This window comes from Methylocaldum sp. GT1TLB (assembly GCF_051027445.1).
Taxonomy (GTDB): domain Bacteria; phylum Pseudomonadota; class Gammaproteobacteria; order Methylococcales; family Methylococcaceae; genus Methylocaldum.
Genome location: NZ_CP194898.1, coordinates 1,993,143 through 2,009,759, shown reverse-complemented (window position 1 = coordinate 2,009,759; position 16,617 = coordinate 1,993,143). Strand labels below are relative to the sequence as shown.

At 57.4% G+C, this 16,617-nt stretch carries 10 protein-coding genes; 7 read left to right on the top strand and 3 right to left on the bottom strand.

Annotated features, from left to right (window positions below; translation table 11 throughout):
- Positions 1–723: 723 nt before the first annotated feature.
- Both ACR2R1_RS08625 and ACR2R1_RS08620 read right to left on the bottom strand, forming a co-directional pair.
- Positions 724–5,868, bottom strand: a complete 5,145-nt coding sequence (locus tag ACR2R1_RS08625; RefSeq protein ID WP_434113617.1) for a hypothetical protein — start codon at positions 5,866–5,868, stop codon at positions 724–726.
- 13 nt (positions 5,869–5,881) lie between these two features.
- Complete coding sequence (locus tag ACR2R1_RS08620; RefSeq protein ID WP_077728880.1) at positions 5,882–6,571, bottom strand: hypothetical protein; 690 nt, start codon at positions 6,569–6,571, stop codon at positions 5,882–5,884.
- A gap of 1,134 nt (positions 6,572–7,705) precedes the next feature.
- On the opposite strand from ACR2R1_RS08620, the gene ACR2R1_RS08615 reads away from it, so the two are divergent.
- The 7 genes from ACR2R1_RS08615 (at position 7,706) to ACR2R1_RS08585 (ending at position 15,756) form a co-directional block, all read left to right on the top strand.
- On the top strand, positions 7,706–8,245 hold the full coding sequence (locus tag ACR2R1_RS08615) for a copper resistance protein NlpE (protein ID WP_077728881.1): 540 nt from the start codon (positions 7,706–7,708) through the stop codon (positions 8,243–8,245).
- A 614-nt stretch (positions 8,246–8,859) separates the two neighbouring features.
- Positions 8,860–9,975, top strand: coding sequence for a TolB family protein (locus tag ACR2R1_RS08610; protein ID WP_434113613.1), 1,116 nt, complete (start codon positions 8,860–8,862; stop codon positions 9,973–9,975).
- A 928-nt stretch (positions 9,976–10,903) separates the two neighbouring features.
- On the top strand, positions 10,904–11,212 hold the full coding sequence (locus tag ACR2R1_RS08605; protein ID WP_077728883.1) for a hypothetical protein: 309 nt from the start codon (positions 10,904–10,906) through the stop codon (positions 11,210–11,212).
- Between the two features lie 112 nt (positions 11,213–11,324).
- The gene (locus ACR2R1_RS08600; RefSeq protein ID WP_139841096.1) at positions 11,325–11,690 is read left to right on the top strand and encodes a hypothetical protein; all 366 of its coding nucleotides are present in this window, start codon (positions 11,325–11,327) and stop codon (positions 11,688–11,690) included.
- 1,006 nt (positions 11,691–12,696) lie between these two features.
- Complete coding sequence (locus ACR2R1_RS08595; protein WP_156880432.1) at positions 12,697–13,416, top strand: TorF family putative porin; 720 nt, start codon at positions 12,697–12,699, stop codon at positions 13,414–13,416.
- Between the two features lie 328 nt (positions 13,417–13,744).
- Positions 13,745–14,452: a zf-HC2 domain-containing protein gene (locus tag ACR2R1_RS08590; RefSeq protein ID WP_434113608.1), complete on the top strand. Its 708-nt coding sequence runs from the start codon at positions 13,745–13,747 to the stop codon at positions 14,450–14,452.
- Complete coding sequence (locus ACR2R1_RS08585) at positions 14,449–15,756, top strand: S8 family peptidase (RefSeq protein WP_077728887.1); 1,308 nt, start codon at positions 14,449–14,451, stop codon at positions 15,754–15,756. Before ACR2R1_RS08590 ends, ACR2R1_RS08585 begins: the two co-directional genes overlap by 4 nt.
- 71 nt (positions 15,757–15,827) lie before the next feature.
- Here the strand turns inward: ACR2R1_RS08585 and ACR2R1_RS08580 are convergent, their stop codons facing one another.
- Complete coding sequence (locus tag ACR2R1_RS08580; RefSeq protein WP_434113605.1) at positions 15,828–16,457, bottom strand: RNA polymerase sigma factor; 630 nt, start codon at positions 16,455–16,457, stop codon at positions 15,828–15,830.
- Positions 16,458–16,617: the final 160 nt, after the last annotated feature.

Below are 16,617 nucleotides of genomic sequence, written 5' to 3'. Positions count from 1 at the left end.
CGGTTCGGTGTGTTAGCAGGCCGGGAAGCCTTTTCCGACGAAACCGAGCTTCACAGACCCGCGCATTGGCAAGGGATTGCCGGCCTACTGCTTATTCCTGCCTTCATGTTTGTGGCGCGGGGGAGTCTTCGGACCAAAAGGATGCCATAGGGGGTACGCAGAGCGGACATAACGACGGGATCCGTGCAGCCTGCCGCGAAATCGCGGCAAACTGGCTTGAATGCCCCGCCGTCGCTTCCCGTCAAAAGTACAATGAATCGCGCATCCGGCGGCAATTACTCCGCCGGGGTCTCCATTGCCACGGCTCGTTCGCTTACAGTCAAAGTCCAGCGAAGGGGGAGTCGTAGGTTTATCTCCGAAGCACGCCAAGGCCGTGTCCGAGCCATCGCAGGTGGTCCGTTTCCCAAGCTCCGCGGCAGGGGGTAATGCCAATGCATCACGATCCTGCCGCTATCCCGCGCCATTTCGTCAAACTCCTTTCCGCTGCCACGACCGCTCCTTAGAGCGTTTTTCATCCCGGTGTACGGCTTCGTGTCGGGCGGGAAGAACGTAGGTCGGCAATCCCTTGCCGACTTATCGGCTCGGCAAAGGATTTTGTTGGAAGGGTCGCGACTAAAGCGACCGTTTGCGATTGGAAGGGTCGCGACTAAAGCGACCGTTTGCGATTGGGAAGGGATTGCCGACCTACCTATCGGGCGCTCTGACACCGAATCGGAAAATGCTCTAGTCCCTGACCACCAGCCGCCCCCAGGTACCCCCGGCGAACAGATGAGCCGGACCGTCCCGATAGAGCCAAATTCCGGGCTTCGCGCGTTCGACTTCCGCCGTGAGCGTCACCCCGGGCGTCACCAAGCGCGACCAGGGGGAACCGAAATTCGGGACGTCGTCCTTGAACGAATGCCCGTACAGTTGGAAGCTGTGCTGACGGGCGCGGCCGGCCGGATGGACCACGTGGAAACGCAAGCGCTCATCCGCTTTGGCTTCGAAATCGACGAAGGCTAAGGGTTGCCGATCATCGGTGAAGAAGTCGTTCGCGAAGACGTTGTCATTGAGGTCCTGGGTTTCCTGACCATGCGCATTCGGGTGTGGATCCAGTCCCATGCGCACCCAGAAAGGCGCACTGTGGTAGTTGATGCCTTGCTCGCCGAGATCATAGGAATCGTCGCAGATGCGGCAGTCGGGAACGGGCTGTCCGTTCTTGTGCAGATTCAGCCCGTCTTGATAGACCACGACGAATTCCCGCGCATAGTTCTTGGTGTCATCCTCCCAGACCACGGCCGAGAGACCGGAGGCTCGTTCGAAAGGAATTTCGGTACCGTGGGGCCGGCCTCGCGAGTCCACGTAAAAATCCTCGGGGTCGAACAACTTGGCGTCGGCCGGTTCGATAATGAGCGCGCCGATCAGACCGTGCGTGCCATGGCCGATGACGTCGCCGTGGGAATTCAATCCCGCCGCGAGCGGTTCATTGAAGGGTTCGATGACGAGGCTTTCGACCTTGCCGCCCTTCCGGTCGATATTCACCCGGCCCGCGAACCAGTTGTAAGTTCGCGTTTCGCCTGGGACCGCCAGCGCTTTATCGATGCGGTTGAAACCCGCGACTGCGCCGTTTCCGGCATTGACGTCCACGGCCACCAGCTGCGGATGGAGCGAGACACGGTTTGACGGCGGCGCGTCCAGCAAGCCCTCGTTGTGCTCGTCCACATTGATTTGAGTGATGCGCGGCATGAGTGCGTCGCCCGGACGGTCCGACAGGCGCGTCCCCAGGTGATTGGTCAGCTTCACCACCGCGCAATGTCCTGCCTTGACCCGAAGCACGAGTGGCGTCAAAGGCTTGCCGTTGCGAATCGCTTCGACATCGCCAGCCGGAACGAAAACCAGACCGTCCGGGTCATCCAGGCCGTGGACATCGTCGTAGCGCATTCCCCTCTCGCCCAGCAGGTCCTTCACTTGCCAAGCTTCTATAGCGTATTCAGACCGCGGTGCATTCCGGGGACAACCGTCACCGGCCACCAATTGTCCCGCTTGGGGATCGCTTATCCTGCCGTCGGTATTGTCGTCCAGAACCGCCAGCGCGCAATGATCGTCGCTACGCCCGCCGTCCGGGCAACTGTTCGGCCCGTCGAGGTGCTGCCGCGCGACCGGCTGGGCGGCGCAGCCGGCCTGCCGGAGTTTGTCAATGAAGGGCTTGCGCTGTGCCGCATCCTTGTCCGGCGCGCTGGCTTCGAGCAAATCGACTTGTCCGACTTTCAGCACGCCATGCTCGTCCTCGCATGCCGCCGGGTCGAAAACTTCAGGGCTGGCGAAAGCGCGCAACAGTCCCCAACTGCCGTTCCACAAGTCGTCCTGAGTGCCGAAGTGGAAGAGGTAGTCGGCGGTACCGAGTCCGGCGCCGATGTTAGCCAGATTGACCGTGTCCATCTCGAAATGTTCGGAAATTCCGATTTCCTGGGCATTGATCCAGGGGGCAGTCGGGTTCTTCGCTTCCCTTCGCCAGGCCAGCCCGTGTACGGTGAAACCGTGCTGGACTTCCTGCGCCCCCTGGATTACGCGCAATTGAACCCGGTCGCCCTCATAGGCCCTGAAGGGCTTCAGGAAGGGATCGCCATGCGGTGCCGAGGAGCTAAAGACATAAGCCAGATCGCTGGGGCGACACAGCGCCGGGCGCGCGCTTTCGGGGTCGTCCAGATGCCCTGCGCATTCGCCGGGCTTGAGCTTTGAAAAATGACTGCCGCTTGCGGGGCTGTCGCGTTCGCCGATACGCAGCGGGATGGGCTCGTGTTTGTAATTGACCAGATAGGGATTGTGGTGGTCGGTGGAAATCGCCTCGGGCATGGCCGGCGGATCGACGGGATAGCCGTGCAGCTTGCGGTAGGCGACGTAATAGTCCTCCACCGTGGTGTTCACCTTGCCCGCCATGCCTTCCGGCAGAGCCGGACCTTGCGTTTGCCCGGCATCGTAGAGCAACGCGAAATCGGCGATGGCCAGGGCGAATTCGCGCGTGTCGGGATGCTTTTCCCTGGCTTCCGCCTTGACCACCATGCCGCGCGAGCCGACCGCGAAAGATTCGCGGCATGTACGCTCCGGTTCGGTGACGGGGGCGCGGCAGGCAATATCGCGGCTGGCGCCGGCGACGTTCTGCTCATTTCCGCCGGGTAATCGCCGCTTGCCCGTTTTCATGTCGGTACCGTCCGGGGTACGCCAAACCGAGCCCTTGGGTTCGACCAGCATGGCGTTGTAAAACCCGTGATGCTGAATCGAGGACGGCGCGAAGTGATCGTGCGTGAATACCGTGCCCAGCGTGCCGTCGCCGTCCTTATGGTCGTGGGCATCCGCCCACCAGCGCTGGATGGTGGTCTGAAACACCGGACGGCCCTGCTTGTTGGTCTTGGCGCGAGGCTTAGGCTTGATTTGGCCGAGGTGATCCTTCACCACGCCGAAGCGGCTGGCTTCGGACAGCTCCTTGATCGCTTCCCAGGCCAGTGTGCCATCCTCGTAATTGAAGCCGTTGCCCGAGCCGTCCGCAGCGAGGACATCGAATTTGACCAGATGGATGTGTTGACCGATGGTGTCGGTAGGCGTGGCGACCTGGAAATCGTCGCGTCTCACCGTGGCACCGGCACGGTTGGTATGCAGGAACTCCACGCACTCGCCCGATTCCACACGGAAGAAGAATGGCTCGGCCGCGGCGGTTTTTTTGCCTTCGTAACGAGCAACGTCCCGGTCCAGAACATTGATGCGTGACTGCGGGTCATGCCAGCCGTGTTCGTTGGTTTGAATGTCCAGATCGATCACCGAAGCGCGGTAACGCCGAATCGGCGCCGTGGGATCCTCGCCGCACGGGTCGGCGAAAGGCGCGCCGGGCCGCCGCGCTTTGCCGTTGACCCGGAATACCGCATCCCGGCCCTCCGGCGTCCGGCTCGGGTAACCGGCGGCGTGTTCATGGAAAGCCATCGCCGCTTTTTCCAATGCGGTGCCCGCTTCGGGCAACAGAATTAGATTCGCGCGGGTGATATGCGCGGTCATGTCGGCGTTCGCCAACTGTTCCGCGGCGGTTCGCCCGCCGTTGAATTCCCGCTCGCCGCCGGTTACAAGGTGCCGCCCAAGACCGCCGTTTTCGACGATGTCGAGCGGAGGCTGCGGCGCACGGTGTCCGGCCTGACCGGGAATGTAAAAAGGGAAGCCTGGAAAGGATTGGGCTATGCGCTTGCTCGGATCGGGATCTTCCGCATAAGTCGGAGCGGGCGCGATGGCGAGCTCAGGCAAGGGAATCACTGCCGGAATAGGGGTGCCGCCCGTGGCGACGCCGGTTCTCGGATCGGTGCCGGGTCCCCGTTCTCCATCGGGCAGACGGCGCGTGCCGTCCTCGAAAACGTCGTGGACGCGCCACAACCCCCACATGCCTTGAGCGAAATGCGGGTAGAGATGACAGTGGAAGATCGAATCGCCCGGCGCCAGATTGCGGTTGCCGCTGGCCTCGTGCGCGATGGCGTAGGCAAAGCTTTGTTGCGGTGCGATGGTCTGCGAATCGAGATAATTGGAATACCCGCTTCGACTGGATTCCCATTGATGTGCATGCAGGTGGAACACATGGGTTTCCTTCGGGCCGGCGTGCGAGTTGCGGAACAGCACGGGATCGCCGAGATAGCTGTGATGGACGTTGGACGGATCGTCCTCGTACTGAGGCAGCAGCGCGGGATCGCCGTTTGCCCAGGATTGCAGGAAAAATTCTTCGTAAAGGCAGTCGACGCAATCCTTGGCCGGTCCTTTGCCCAGGCGGTTGGCCAACAAGATGGTGCCCATGCCGCTCGCGCCGTAGTTGATGGCAAATCCGTCTCGCACCCCCGCCAATTGCGGGTTGGTGGCGAGAATGCGGAAGTCCTCGGGATAGACGGTCTTCAGTTCATCATGGAAGGTGACCGTGAATTCGCGGCCGCTCTTGCCGCTGTCGTGATCGACGATGATGGCGTCCAAGGGACTGTGGATCAGTTCGAACCGGTCGTTGCCAAGCGGCTTGAGCAGGTTCAGGACGGGATCGCCGTGCTCGTCGAGCGCTTCATACTCGATCAGCGCGGGTGCCTTGGCCTGCCGTTTCGCTTCCTTGAGTTCGTCGGCGCGGACCGCGCTGCGATACCAGGTGCTGCGTTCCGGTTCCACCGTCACCGTGCCGAACAGGCCGTGTACCAGCGAGCCGCCGTCGCCTTCGCCCCCGGACGGCGCGGCGAGACTGGCGAACAAAAAGGTGCCCTCGCGCTCGGCGCGCCAACGGTAGGTGATTGTGGCCCCCGGAGGAATGCCCTGCAAACCGGTTGCGGCAGGATCGTGGCCATCGGCTTCGACCCGCAGACCCGAAAGTGCGATGGAGGCGCAGCGGGTGGTTGGGGTATTCCCGTGCGGCGGCGGCGTGCCGGCTGGCGCGCACGGGTCGGAATCAGTCCGATGCGCCGATACGACCTGGTTGGCCGCATGGCCTTTTTCCTCGATCGCCTCTTCCTCGATATCGTCGGGATGTCGCTTGGGCCGTTCGGGGCTCAGCAAATTGGTGAAGGTCACTTCGAGAATGTCTCCCTTGTGCGCCCTAAGTGCCAAAGGCCGGGCCCGCTTGACCGACTTCAGCCTGACCTTGCCCGGCCGCAGTTCGGGCTGTCCATCGCTGCTTTCCACATCGCGCTCAAGGGCGTAAATCATGCCGTAGGGGTTGTGGGAACCGAAGCGGTTGTACTGGATATCGTGCTCGATTGCGACGACATCGGCGTGGATGACTCGGGTGTGACGGGCGTCCCCGCCGTTGTCTTTCGCGGGGCGGCAACCGACACCCGCGAGGGTGGTCAGGATGAGAGCGAAAATTGTGATAACGCGTCCGACTTTCATGACGGCATCCCCCCTAAATCAACCAAATTCCGTCTACCAGCAACCCGCTGGGGAACGCTCGCCCTTGCACTCTCTGCAAGGGATCGGGGCCGGACAGGGGATTGAAGGTGTAGCCGTTGCTGACGACGATGCGAAACGTCACGCGCACGGAGCTCGACGTTTTCCAGGAATAAGGCATCCAGCCGCTCGACCAGCGGATCGAGCCGTCGGGACTCTTCAAACCTTGGCTTTGCACCAGGAGTTTTTGTTCAATCGTCTGTCCGGTTTGCTCGTCGATCAATTCGGCCAAGGCAAAGTCGTTGATATCGTCGCGCTGGTCGTAAACCAGAAAATTCCAGCGCGTCATGATGCCTTCGCCGGGCTTGAGGCTGATGCCCTCCACCGCAAGACTGGCGCCGTCGATACCGCGCGTTTTCTGCGACAGCAGATCGATGAAATCAAGGTCCGAGGTGTCCAGTGGATCACGGCTGGCTGGCGCGGTCAGATCGGATGACAGTATTTGGCTGGGCGGCAGGCGGGTTCCGTTGGAGAGATCGATAAGATTCGGATCGTCGAGGATGGCGAAATGCTTACCAAGTCCGGGCGACACCGAGCGGTTTTCCCAAGCATGTCGAAAATCCCGATCCACTCGCGCTCGCCCGCGGACGGCGAAACCTTCGAATGTGCCCTTTTGAAAGATGTTGTTATCGGCTGGAAAGGACATGGCGCCTCCTCGTTTTTGTTATTACGTTGTTGTTAAGGGCGTGAGCAAACTGTTTATCCGCAATCCAGGATGTTTTCCCGCTATTCTCCGCTCGGGTATGCCTATGCTGTCAAGTTAAACCTTGAACTGTTTAATAGTATTGAAAAAGCGGTTCTTAATGCTCTTCAACGCCAGAATCTCTGGTGCCGATATTCAGCCGCATTTGAGGCAGAATTTCTAGAGAGGCGGCAAATTCAAAGAAGTTTTCGATAACCCGTGGTTCGAGATAATCGGCATGAATTTGAATCGACTCGATTTGGGTTACATAAAACCGATTATACTTTCGATCCCCTCTGTCGAAAGGTTATACGGCGCTTATTCATCAACGGGTTATTGCCAATCACTGCTTGCAAGGTTGCCGTCCACTCTGTGCTGAAGGCGCAATGTATTTCATACGACACAACAAATCCTTTTCAGCACATCACAAAACCGATTTGAGCAATAAAGTAGAACGGCTACGAGATTTTGTCGGCAAAATATAAAGTCTGACGAAATATCCGGGCGAGTCTTTTAGGTCTTCAACCAAAGAACTGATCCGGCACTCAAACTCTCAAATTCATTCCTCTTACCTGGGAGGAAGCCAGTCCTGCAAAATCAAGCCATGTGTATTATTTGCTAGCCATGAGCCTTGCTACGAAGTGAATCTTCTGGATATACGTTAAGCCGAGGTCCGTTTGTATTAGGCGATAGGTATCTTGTGCCGGAGCGTGCACGCTCCGACAAGGATTCGTCTGTGAAAAATTACCCTGGCACGTACAATTTGTCCCTTGTTTGGTTTCGAAGCGGTTAACTGTGTTGGAATGTAAGAACTGCCCCCCTTTCGCCCGTGCTCAAGATTCGCCTCGATCGTCTCAAGATCGGCCTCAACGGGCGTTCACCTCTGCCGATACCGGCCTTCCCGAGCGTCAGCTCTCTTCGAGACCGAATCGGTGGTTCGTTCCCAAAGGCGCCATTGAATACGCGATTCCAGTTGCCGGCACACGACAAGACAGAACGTGAAGTCAAATTAACACGCCCTCGGTGGCGTACAATATCACACGCATATCCGCCTCATGGGCTACGCTGGTTTCGGACATAGAACACGAGAAATCCCTTATGAAAGCATCGAACAGGAAAATGACTCAAAAGGTGTTAGTCATTGTTTTCGGCGCATTGCTGTCCTCGCTTAACCCCGCTTGGGCAGAAACCGATAAGGAAATCCAAGAGAAAGCGCTCAAAGCTCGCGAACAGAGCCAGCACGGTGCCATGGATCATTCGGCTCATGCCAGCCCCGAGGGAGCGGCAGGCAAATTTCGGGGCGTCTTTTACGGCTACCTGCCGTGTCATGAAGAAGATTGCAACGGTCTGAAAATGACCCTGTCCTTGAATGCCAAGAACAACTATCTTTTGGTCATCCAACCCGCAAAGCCGCAAAACCGAGAGTCCTTCGAAAAAGGAAAATACGAATGGAACGACACCAAAGGTGTCGTCTTGTTGACCCCCAACAAAGAGGCCCCTCAGCGTCGGCTCGCCATTAAAGATGAAGGCACTTTGCTCTATCTAAGCGACGACGGGGCGCCATTGCCTGGAGACCAGGACAGGTATCTGCTGCAACGGAGCGACAGGGCCGGCAATCGGGAAATGCACATCCATTGACGAATACTGCGCCAAAGGACAATTGGCGAAGAATTGAAGTTCAAACGAGCTCCGATAGTTTGTTTTCGGGTGGGTAGTTTTCGGCCTCAACGGCCATTCGTCCTTCCAAGGCCCGCCATTCCTGAGCGGCCGCTTTTCCAAAATCGAGCGAGTCGTCAGTGCCCAAAGCTACCGGTCGCCACTCTGCGGATTCAAGGGCGGGTTACCGAGTGGAGTGGTCATTCGCGTCCACAAGCCGACAGGCTGCTGAGGCAATGATCGACAGTGACTCTCGCCGAGATCCTGCACGCACGAGCGAGCTTTGCGGAAAGCGGCCGCCCCACACATGGATGCTAGGTGTGGCGACCTGAAATCATAAAGCGCTGGAAGAGCAAGCGGCTGCATTCGTACCCGGGCTATCAGAGCTCGGATCAATTTGAGATAAATGGCCGAATGGCCAAATGGCCAATGCGGCTTGACTGGGGTGTCCCTTTCTACTTGACCATGTCAAACATTAAAACATTAGAAACTTCTCATTGACCACGTCAAACATTAGACATAATCTGACGCCGCAACGACAGATAAGGAGGGGCTTATCGCAAAAATTGCGATGCGGTGTAGCATAAGCTTTGTTTATGAAAAACAGTACGAAGTATTATCCATCTGAAATGACGGGGCGGGGTATGAAAGAGAAATGCCTTATTCTAAGGCTCTGTTCCGTGGCGCCGGTACTCATCCTGGCGCACGGGGTTTGTGATGCGATGCCGGGTATGGACATGCCGGGTAACGAGAGCGCCAAAGCGATTCCGCCAATATCGAAAAGTATGGGCGAACCACTCAACTCGGCTGGTGCGGACTTCGAGATCACCTACAGCGCCGACGGGAAAACCGCCGTCTTTACCTCCACCCGTCCGGGCAGCGTAGAGTCGTCTGGGACCCCCTACAATTTCGACATTTGGATGTCCCACTATGAGAATGGCGCCTGGCAGGAGCCCGTCCATTTGGGACCGGAGGTTGATCCCGCTGTAGGGCCGAACATCAACACGTCCGCCTGGGAACTGGAGCCGAGTTTCTCCGATGACGGAAATGTCATTTACTTCACGAGATACGAGCCGGGTAATCTGTCCACCGGCGATCTCTACGTCACTCAAAAAGTCGATGGCGTCTGGCAGCCGGCCAGAAACTGGAACGAAGTTCCCGAGCTGCCGCACATCAATACGCCGACTGGCGAGGAGCACTGCCCAATCATCGCTTCCGACAGCCTGATTTACTTCAGCTACCAACAACCGGGAGTAACGCAAGATAGCGACATCTGGAAGGTTGAGAAGAAGGACGGCGTCTGGCAGAAGCCGCAGAGCCTCGGTCCGAGGATCAATTCGCCGTACCGCGACCACCTGCACTGGACCGGACTGTCAAAGGACGGCAAGAGCATAATCGTTACCAGCACGCGGCCTGACCTCGGCTCGCGGGGCGGACATGATGAGTGGATCGCATACCAGAATCCGAAAGGTGAATGGCAGGAACCATTGAACCTCGGTGATACCATCAATACCGCCGGCGAAGACATGTGCTGGAGCTTCACGCCCGATGGCGAGAAGTTCACTGGAGGTTGGGGGCAGCCGGGTACCTACGATCTTGACCTCAGGTGGGTCAACAAGGATGACATTCCTCTGCTGAAGAACTTCAAGCCGATCGGTCCGCCGCCCAACCTGCTCGCCAGCAGCAGGACAAAGCAGAAGAATATCAGGTAATTGCTGTAGCCCTATATCAAGAACCAGACTGTCTCAGCGGCGCATTCTCGAAAAGGACAAAGGGACGGCGGTTTGCCTATGAATATGAAACGGAGAGGGTCTGCGAGAATCCTCTCCGTTTGTTTTTTCCTTGAGTTTCGACCGCTTGGATTATCGGCTGGGTGAAATCGGCGCATGTGAAAGCCGATTGCCATTTGAAATTGCGCCCTGGCACCAATGTGGCGCTGATCAATGCCTTGGCGCGTGTGATCGTTACCTATAAGGACCGGCGAATGACGCTTCGCGCTGGAGCGCTTCGAACCGGCCTCCTACGAGAAATGGCAGGCGCTCGTCAGCGAAGAGCGTGATTCGCCCGAGGCTACCGAGTCGGTAACCGGGGCAGACCCAACACGCCTGTCGCCGGCCGCCATTTAAGCCTGTCGATTGTCGCTCCGTGCCGGTTCCGATCATTCACTCAGGGCGGCCACGGCGACCGGAATTCGGCCATTTCTGCCATTCGCACTTATTAACCCGGCCTATAAATATAGGCCGGGTTAATCCGGGGCAGGGATGCCCCGGCGCGGCGACAAGCCGCGTGAGCCCAGGCCGGGCGTGTACCGGCCTGGGCGGCGGCCCGAAATACCAGGAGGGAATTTACGGGCCTGATTAATAGTTTTCAGCGGGCTTGGAATGTCGGCTTCATGGAACCATGATCGAATTGGTACTTTGGCCGATCTTAAGACCGTTGGGACGCGCGCCGTGAGCGTCCGCGGCTGGCCGCTCGCCGCCGGACCGTAGAAGGCAGAGCCTCCTTTTCAGACCGCCGCGACATCCCGCGGCAAAAAATCCTGACGGCGGTGAACCTTTCCGAATTTCCCGACATTTACAGTAAAAGTAAGGAATGCGATGGTAGGGGAGGCGTTAACCCTGTAACACAAGGAGTTCGATCATGAAATCTTATGCAATAGCGGCAGTACTATCTTCGGTGATGATGGCCGGGCCTGCAATGGCCGATAACGACTTCCGGGCATTGGGCAAGGTGTCCAGCTTGAAACCGATGACCGAAGGGCAACTCTCTGCTGTCGAAGGCGGGATTTTGTTCCCGTTTAAGAAAGATCACGATCGTAAATTAAACGTTGGTAACGTTAACCAGAACATAGCCGTAACCACGATAACCGCGGTCAACCTAGCCTTGGGCAAGGGCGGCGCCAATCAGAATATTGTGGCGGTCACGCAGCAGAGCATTGGCGGTAAATAACGCGAAGCCCATGGCCCATATCGAATGCTGATGAGGGCCGGAGAACCAGGCGGGGGAACGGTCATACGATCCCCCGCCTTTTTGCTTCAATCAGAAAAGTATGGAGCGGCCGATGAAAACATCATTCACATGGGGCGGTCTGCTACCGCTCGCTCTCTTATGTATGGCTGCGGCCTCCGCTGATTCCCAGTTTCACGCCTTGGATAATCTGTCCCAGCAAGAAACGGGTACTGCGTTGTCTCGGCTGGACGATAGCGCGCTCGATCGAGTGGAAGGCGGGCTGGATATTGCGTCCGGTTCGGTCGATCTGGCATCGCAACAAGCCGTGATGCAAGCGGTGGTGCTTGAGAGCACAATGCAAGCAGCCAATGGCACTGTGACTGAAAAGCGGGTCGATCGCGCGACCTCGCTGTTTCAGGTTTGCAGCTCGCCACCCTGTACCCAAAGTTGGCATCTTACGACGTCTTCGCATCTTTAAAATTGTGTCATAGCGATCGACGTCCGCCGGCGTATGGATTGAGGAGCATGGATTGGCGCATCAATCCGTACACCGGTCGTCAGTCGGAAACAGTTTTCAAACGCGGGAAGGGGGGCTGCGAAGCATGGGAGAAATCATGGTGATCCGAATAAAGCCCTTTGAGGCGGCGGAGTGTATCTCGCAATCTTTGCTCAAAAGGTATCGACCGCGATAGGCCGGGTTGCGGCTCTTCACCCTCTTGCCGGCGTCGTAACTCGCGATTTCCTCTTTTTTGCACAGTCCTGGCAGACAGCTTTTTCGGCCTTGTGCTTCCGGTTCCGGTCCGCGTGTGTGGGGCGGTTAGAGACACCCAAGGTCAGATTTCTCGATACCAGCCCGACACTGTCAGTAGAAAACCTTCTTTGCCCTCGAACACCCGTCCTAGTCGCATGAACCGAATACGACGAAAGTCGATAGGATGCTTGAGCGGACGGGAGGTTTTACAAACGACGGACTGCCTATAGCTCGGGAAAGGTGTGCCGTGCTGACTCTTTCGGGCTTGCTGTGTATCCTTCAGGTTGAAAGGTATCCGCCGCAAGAATCTCGGAGGTGGGTTGAACTTTCCAATATTTGGACCGACTCCAAGTAGTATTCCTGGCGGACCGCCGTTATCTTTTTGGTTCCACAACTTGGCATAGCCAGTGGATAGGCATTTGCGCGACTCGATCGCCCAACTGACTCAGGAGGAGTTTCCTATGACAGCCCAACGCCCAACTCCCGGAACCCGCGCTGCTCAGCCCCCGTGCGAGCCTTCTGCCGTGCGCCTTCGCTATGCGCATCACCGGAGTTCCGTCCCTATCCGAGGCCGGACGTGTGAACGCCTGCCGTCCGTCGTCAGCCGAAGATGTGTCGGTCGGACGAATTCTCTCATGGCGAGCTGAGTTCACGCTTGTCGACATCGGATCTCTCCTGATCGTTCCCGGAGAGAATGCGGTGATATCCCTTGCCGAAACCGATAAGAGCTTTCATGAATCGTAGGCTTTCGTGGCTACTGCTCGCCTTGTTCAGTGTTCCGGCGCTTGCCGACTTCAAGGGATCCGTGAGCTTCGCAACGGATTATGTTTATCGGGGCTACACAAAGAGCAGAAACAATCCCGTCGGCCTGGGGAATCTGGAATACGAGCATGAACTCGGCTTGTATGCCGGCCTCTGGGTGGCACCGGTGAGTTTCGACGATGAATACTATGATGACCGAGCCCGTGTGGAAATCAATCCTTATCTGGGTTGGGCGACCAAGTTTGCCAAGAACTGGAAGCTTGATCTCGCGGCTAGCCGGTATCTATATGATGGCAAAGTGTTCGGCCAGGACTCGGACTATAACGAACTCTACGGTTCGCTCCATTACCGCGATCTTCTGAGCGCTCGGGTGGCTTTCGCCTACGATACCTATAACCGTGGCGCCAAGACCTTGGCCTATGAACTGGTCGGCCGCTATAGCCCGGTGGATCGGCTGCAACTGTCCGCGGGCGTAGGCTTTCATCAGGCCGGCGAACTGGCGCACTACGACTACTTTTTCTGGAATGCCGGAGTGACCTGGTACGTGAATCGGTATATTTCGGTCGATTTGCGCTATGTGGATACCAAGTTGCCTTATTACGAGCATCACGAGGACGAGCCTGAGAATGGATCGATATATCTCCAGCCGCTGGATGACCGCTTTCTATTTTCCCTCTCTGTCGGCTTTTAGTGAACTTTTGGCCTGGCCGCGGAATAAATAGAGTAGAACCGCGGATTGACAGGTCCTCTTGTAGGCGATTTATCGCTTACTAGCCGGATAGCCGAACGGTCAAAAGAGCACGGTCGACCTTGTCCGGGTCCAATGGTTTTGTAATGACGACAGGTCGAGTTTCTTTTGAAGGACGCCCCCTAGAATGCAGGCTTATGGGCTAGACCTGTTCGACAGTGGTGTAGCGTTCGAGAAGCGCTGAACGTATGTCTCACATTTGCAAATAGCTCGAGCTCTTCTTGGATGATGGGATGCCTAAGTTGGATGCTCTTATTGTTGGAGAAGCGTGATGAATCTGAGTAAGCCATGCCCGCCGGACCGTGAGCACGATGATGTGTTTTCACTGTTGCCCTGGCATATAACCGGAACCCTACAGAGCGAAGAGCAGGCGCGGGTGGAGGCGCATTTGAGCCGTTGCCTGATTTGCCGACGTGAACGGGTGAAGCTTTACGCGCTTTCGGAGCGAATCTCTCACACGCCTTGTCCGAATCTGGATCCGCAGGCCGGATACTCTCGCCTGCTCGCCACCATTCGGCAGCGTGAACGATCCGAATCGGCGGCGTTGCACTTCGATCGATTTGGCCGACTTCGAACCTGGCTCCGGCATTTTCCGGTCATCGTAAGCAAGCCACTGACCCGCGTGGCTCTGGCGGTGGTGCTTTTGCTGCTGATCGTCCCCTTGAGCTGGCGCCAGTGGGATCAACTAACGGAGCCCCGGTTTCGAACTTTGGCCGACCCCGCTTCGACCGCAGCCTCGAATCAGGGGGATCTGCGCCTGGTGGTCGAACCGAGTCTTGGCGCCGAACATGTTGATGCGCTCTTGAAAGCAGTCGACGGGAGCCGAGTCGACATGCCCGGTTCGGCGGACGTTTATACGGTCCGACTGGCCGACGGCAGAGACAAGAATGCGAGGATCGAAGCGGCCTTGGCCTACCTTCGGCGCCAACCGGGTGTATTGCTGGCAGAGCCGACAACCGGGCCTTCTTCGGCGCCATGACGTTCAGCTTGATCGCTTTAGTCTTGGCGCTCCTGTTGCAACTGACCGGATGCGTGACGGACCGTGATTTTCCAAGCATCGGTCCCACGGCCGATCCATCGATTGAAGAGCGGCGCATCCTGGTGACTTTCACCGATTCGAGCATCGGACGCAAGGTGCCGGACAATATTCTGGATCGTTATCGCGCACATGGCCGTTACATGAGTTCTGCCTGGAGCACCCGCGTCGCGGTAGATTTGGCGGAGCAGTACGGGCTGAAGCTGATGGCGGAATGGCCTGTTACCATTTTGAGAGTAGTGTGCGTGGTGTACGAAATTCCTGTCGGTCAAATCCCCGCCGATACTATCAAGACCATCGCGCAGGATCGCCGGGTCGAATCCGTACAGATCATGCGGACCTTCCGGGCTTTAGTAAATAATGCGTCGGCTTCCTTCGGCAGTGATCCTTATTTTCGACTGCAAAAAAACTTACAGCGCATGCACATCGAGGAAGCCCATCGTCTGACGACCGGACGGGGCGTTCGCATCGCGCTGGTCGATACCGGTGTGGATGATACCCATCCCGACCTCAGGGGCCAAATCGCTGTCTCTAAAAATCTGGCATCATCGAATCACGATAAACCGACCGATGATATCCACGGGACGGCTGTCGCCGGCATAGTCGCCGCTCACCGTGGAAATGGAATTGGTATTGCGGGAGTTGCGCCCGATGCCAAAATCTACGCGCTTAAGGCGTGTTGGCCGGAGCGCTTCGGTTCCGTCGCTGCAGTGTGCAACAGCTTTACGCTCTTGGCGGCGCTCAATGAAGCCGTGCGTCTTGGCACCCATATCATCAATCTGAGCCTGACCGGGCCTGATGATCCGCTGGTCGGACGGCTTCTTCGGGCGGCGATCGATCAGGGTATCCTCGTGGTCGGCGCGGACGCCCGTGAAAACGGATCGATCGCGGGCTTTCCCGCCAATCAGACCGGAGTCATTGCGGTCCGAGCCGCCCAGGTGGATCGCAAGCCGGAAGCGGCCGCCAACGATGGGATCCATGCCCCCGGTACCGATATTCTTACGACACTGCCGCACGGGAGGTACGACTTCGTGTCCGGTAGTTCCTTCGCCGCTCCCCATGTCACGGGCCTGTTGGCCCTGATGCGGCAACTCAAGCCCAGCTTGACCTCGCCTGAGGCTATAGAACTCCTACACGCGTCGGCGGCGACCTCCGCGCAAGCTCCGAATCCATTGGACCGGATCGTCGATGCTTGCCTTGCACTCGCGCGATTGCTCGGTATCCCTGATTGCGGAAAGCCTTCGTAGCCGATCTTCACGTTCCCGAACCGCCGCTTCATGACTAGGTGGAGAGCTTTCTATCGCGCGAGCAGCCGGCGTCATGACATATCCTCTTCGGAAGGATCCATGAGCTCCGGTGTCAGCTCGTTAAATAAGGTCTGAAGCCTCTTGCGTGCATGAAACATCCGTGTTTTCACCGTATTTTCCGGACAGTCGAGGATGGCTGCGATCTCCTGATAACGAAGTCCATGGCCAAAGGTCAACTCGATAACGGCGCGTTGCTCCTGCGGGAGCGAGTCCAAAGCAACGGAGAGCAGATCCTCGCCTTCCACCTGCCGTGCCGGTGACGCTCTGTTATCCGCCAATTCCTCTCCGAACTCGTCAATAGGCACGGCATGGGCGGATCTGGCCTGCTTCGCCGAGGCCTTAAGCGCCTTTCGATAAGCAATACCGAAAATCCAAGTTGATACCTTACATGTGTAATCAAAGGTCTCGGGCTTTTCCCACACGACTAGCATCGTTTCATTGATCACATCCTCCACCATATCCGGCTGTCGCGTCGCCTGAAAAATAAACCTGGACAAGCGATGATAGAAGGCCGAATACAACATCTCGAAAGCACCCACATCGCGCGCCTGGATACCGGTCATCAGTTCCCGATCCCGATGATCATCGACGCATGAGGCGGTTTGTCTATCAGGCAGGATTAGCGTGGGATCGACGGTCATAGGCAATGAATCGGTACCATGGTTGGTTTTTCCGAAGCAGGAATAATCCGAGTCTAATCTGTAGATTTCGGGAAATTCCGAAAAGGTTCACCGCCGTCAGGATTTTTTGCCGCGGGATGTCGCGGCAGTCTGAAAAGGGGGCCGCTGCCCAATAAGGAGC

What these genes read in the sequence shown, in the direction of transcription:
- ACR2R1_RS08610 (WP_434113613.1), top strand. Translation starts at nt 8,860, where the DNA reads ATGAAAAACAGTACGAAGTATTATCCATCTGAAATGACGGGGCGGGGT.
- ACR2R1_RS08580 (WP_434113605.1), bottom strand. Translation starts at nt 16,457, where the DNA reads ATGACCGTCGATCCCACGCTAATCCTGCCTGATAGACAAACCGCCTCA.
- ACR2R1_RS08600 (WP_139841096.1), top strand. Translation starts at nt 11,325, where the DNA reads ATGAAAACATCATTCACATGGGGCGGTCTGCTACCGCTCGCTCTCTTA.
- ACR2R1_RS08585 (WP_077728887.1), top strand. Translation starts at nt 14,449, where the DNA reads ATGACGTTCAGCTTGATCGCTTTAGTCTTGGCGCTCCTGTTGCAACTG.
- ACR2R1_RS08590 (WP_434113608.1), top strand. Translation starts at nt 13,745, where the DNA reads ATGAATCTGAGTAAGCCATGCCCGCCGGACCGTGAGCACGATGATGTG.
- ACR2R1_RS08605 (WP_077728883.1), top strand. Translation starts at nt 10,904, where the DNA reads ATGAAATCTTATGCAATAGCGGCAGTACTATCTTCGGTGATGATGGCC.
- ACR2R1_RS08620 (WP_077728880.1), bottom strand. Translation starts at nt 6,571, where the DNA reads ATGTCCTTTCCAGCCGATAACAACATCTTTCAAAAGGGCACATTCGAA.
- ACR2R1_RS08595 (WP_156880432.1), top strand. Translation starts at nt 12,697, where the DNA reads ATGAATCGTAGGCTTTCGTGGCTACTGCTCGCCTTGTTCAGTGTTCCG.
- ACR2R1_RS08615 (WP_077728881.1), top strand. Translation starts at nt 7,706, where the DNA reads ATGAAAGCATCGAACAGGAAAATGACTCAAAAGGTGTTAGTCATTGTT.
- ACR2R1_RS08625 (WP_434113617.1), bottom strand. Translation starts at nt 5,868, where the DNA reads ATGAAAGTCGGACGCGTTATCACAATTTTCGCTCTCATCCTGACCACC.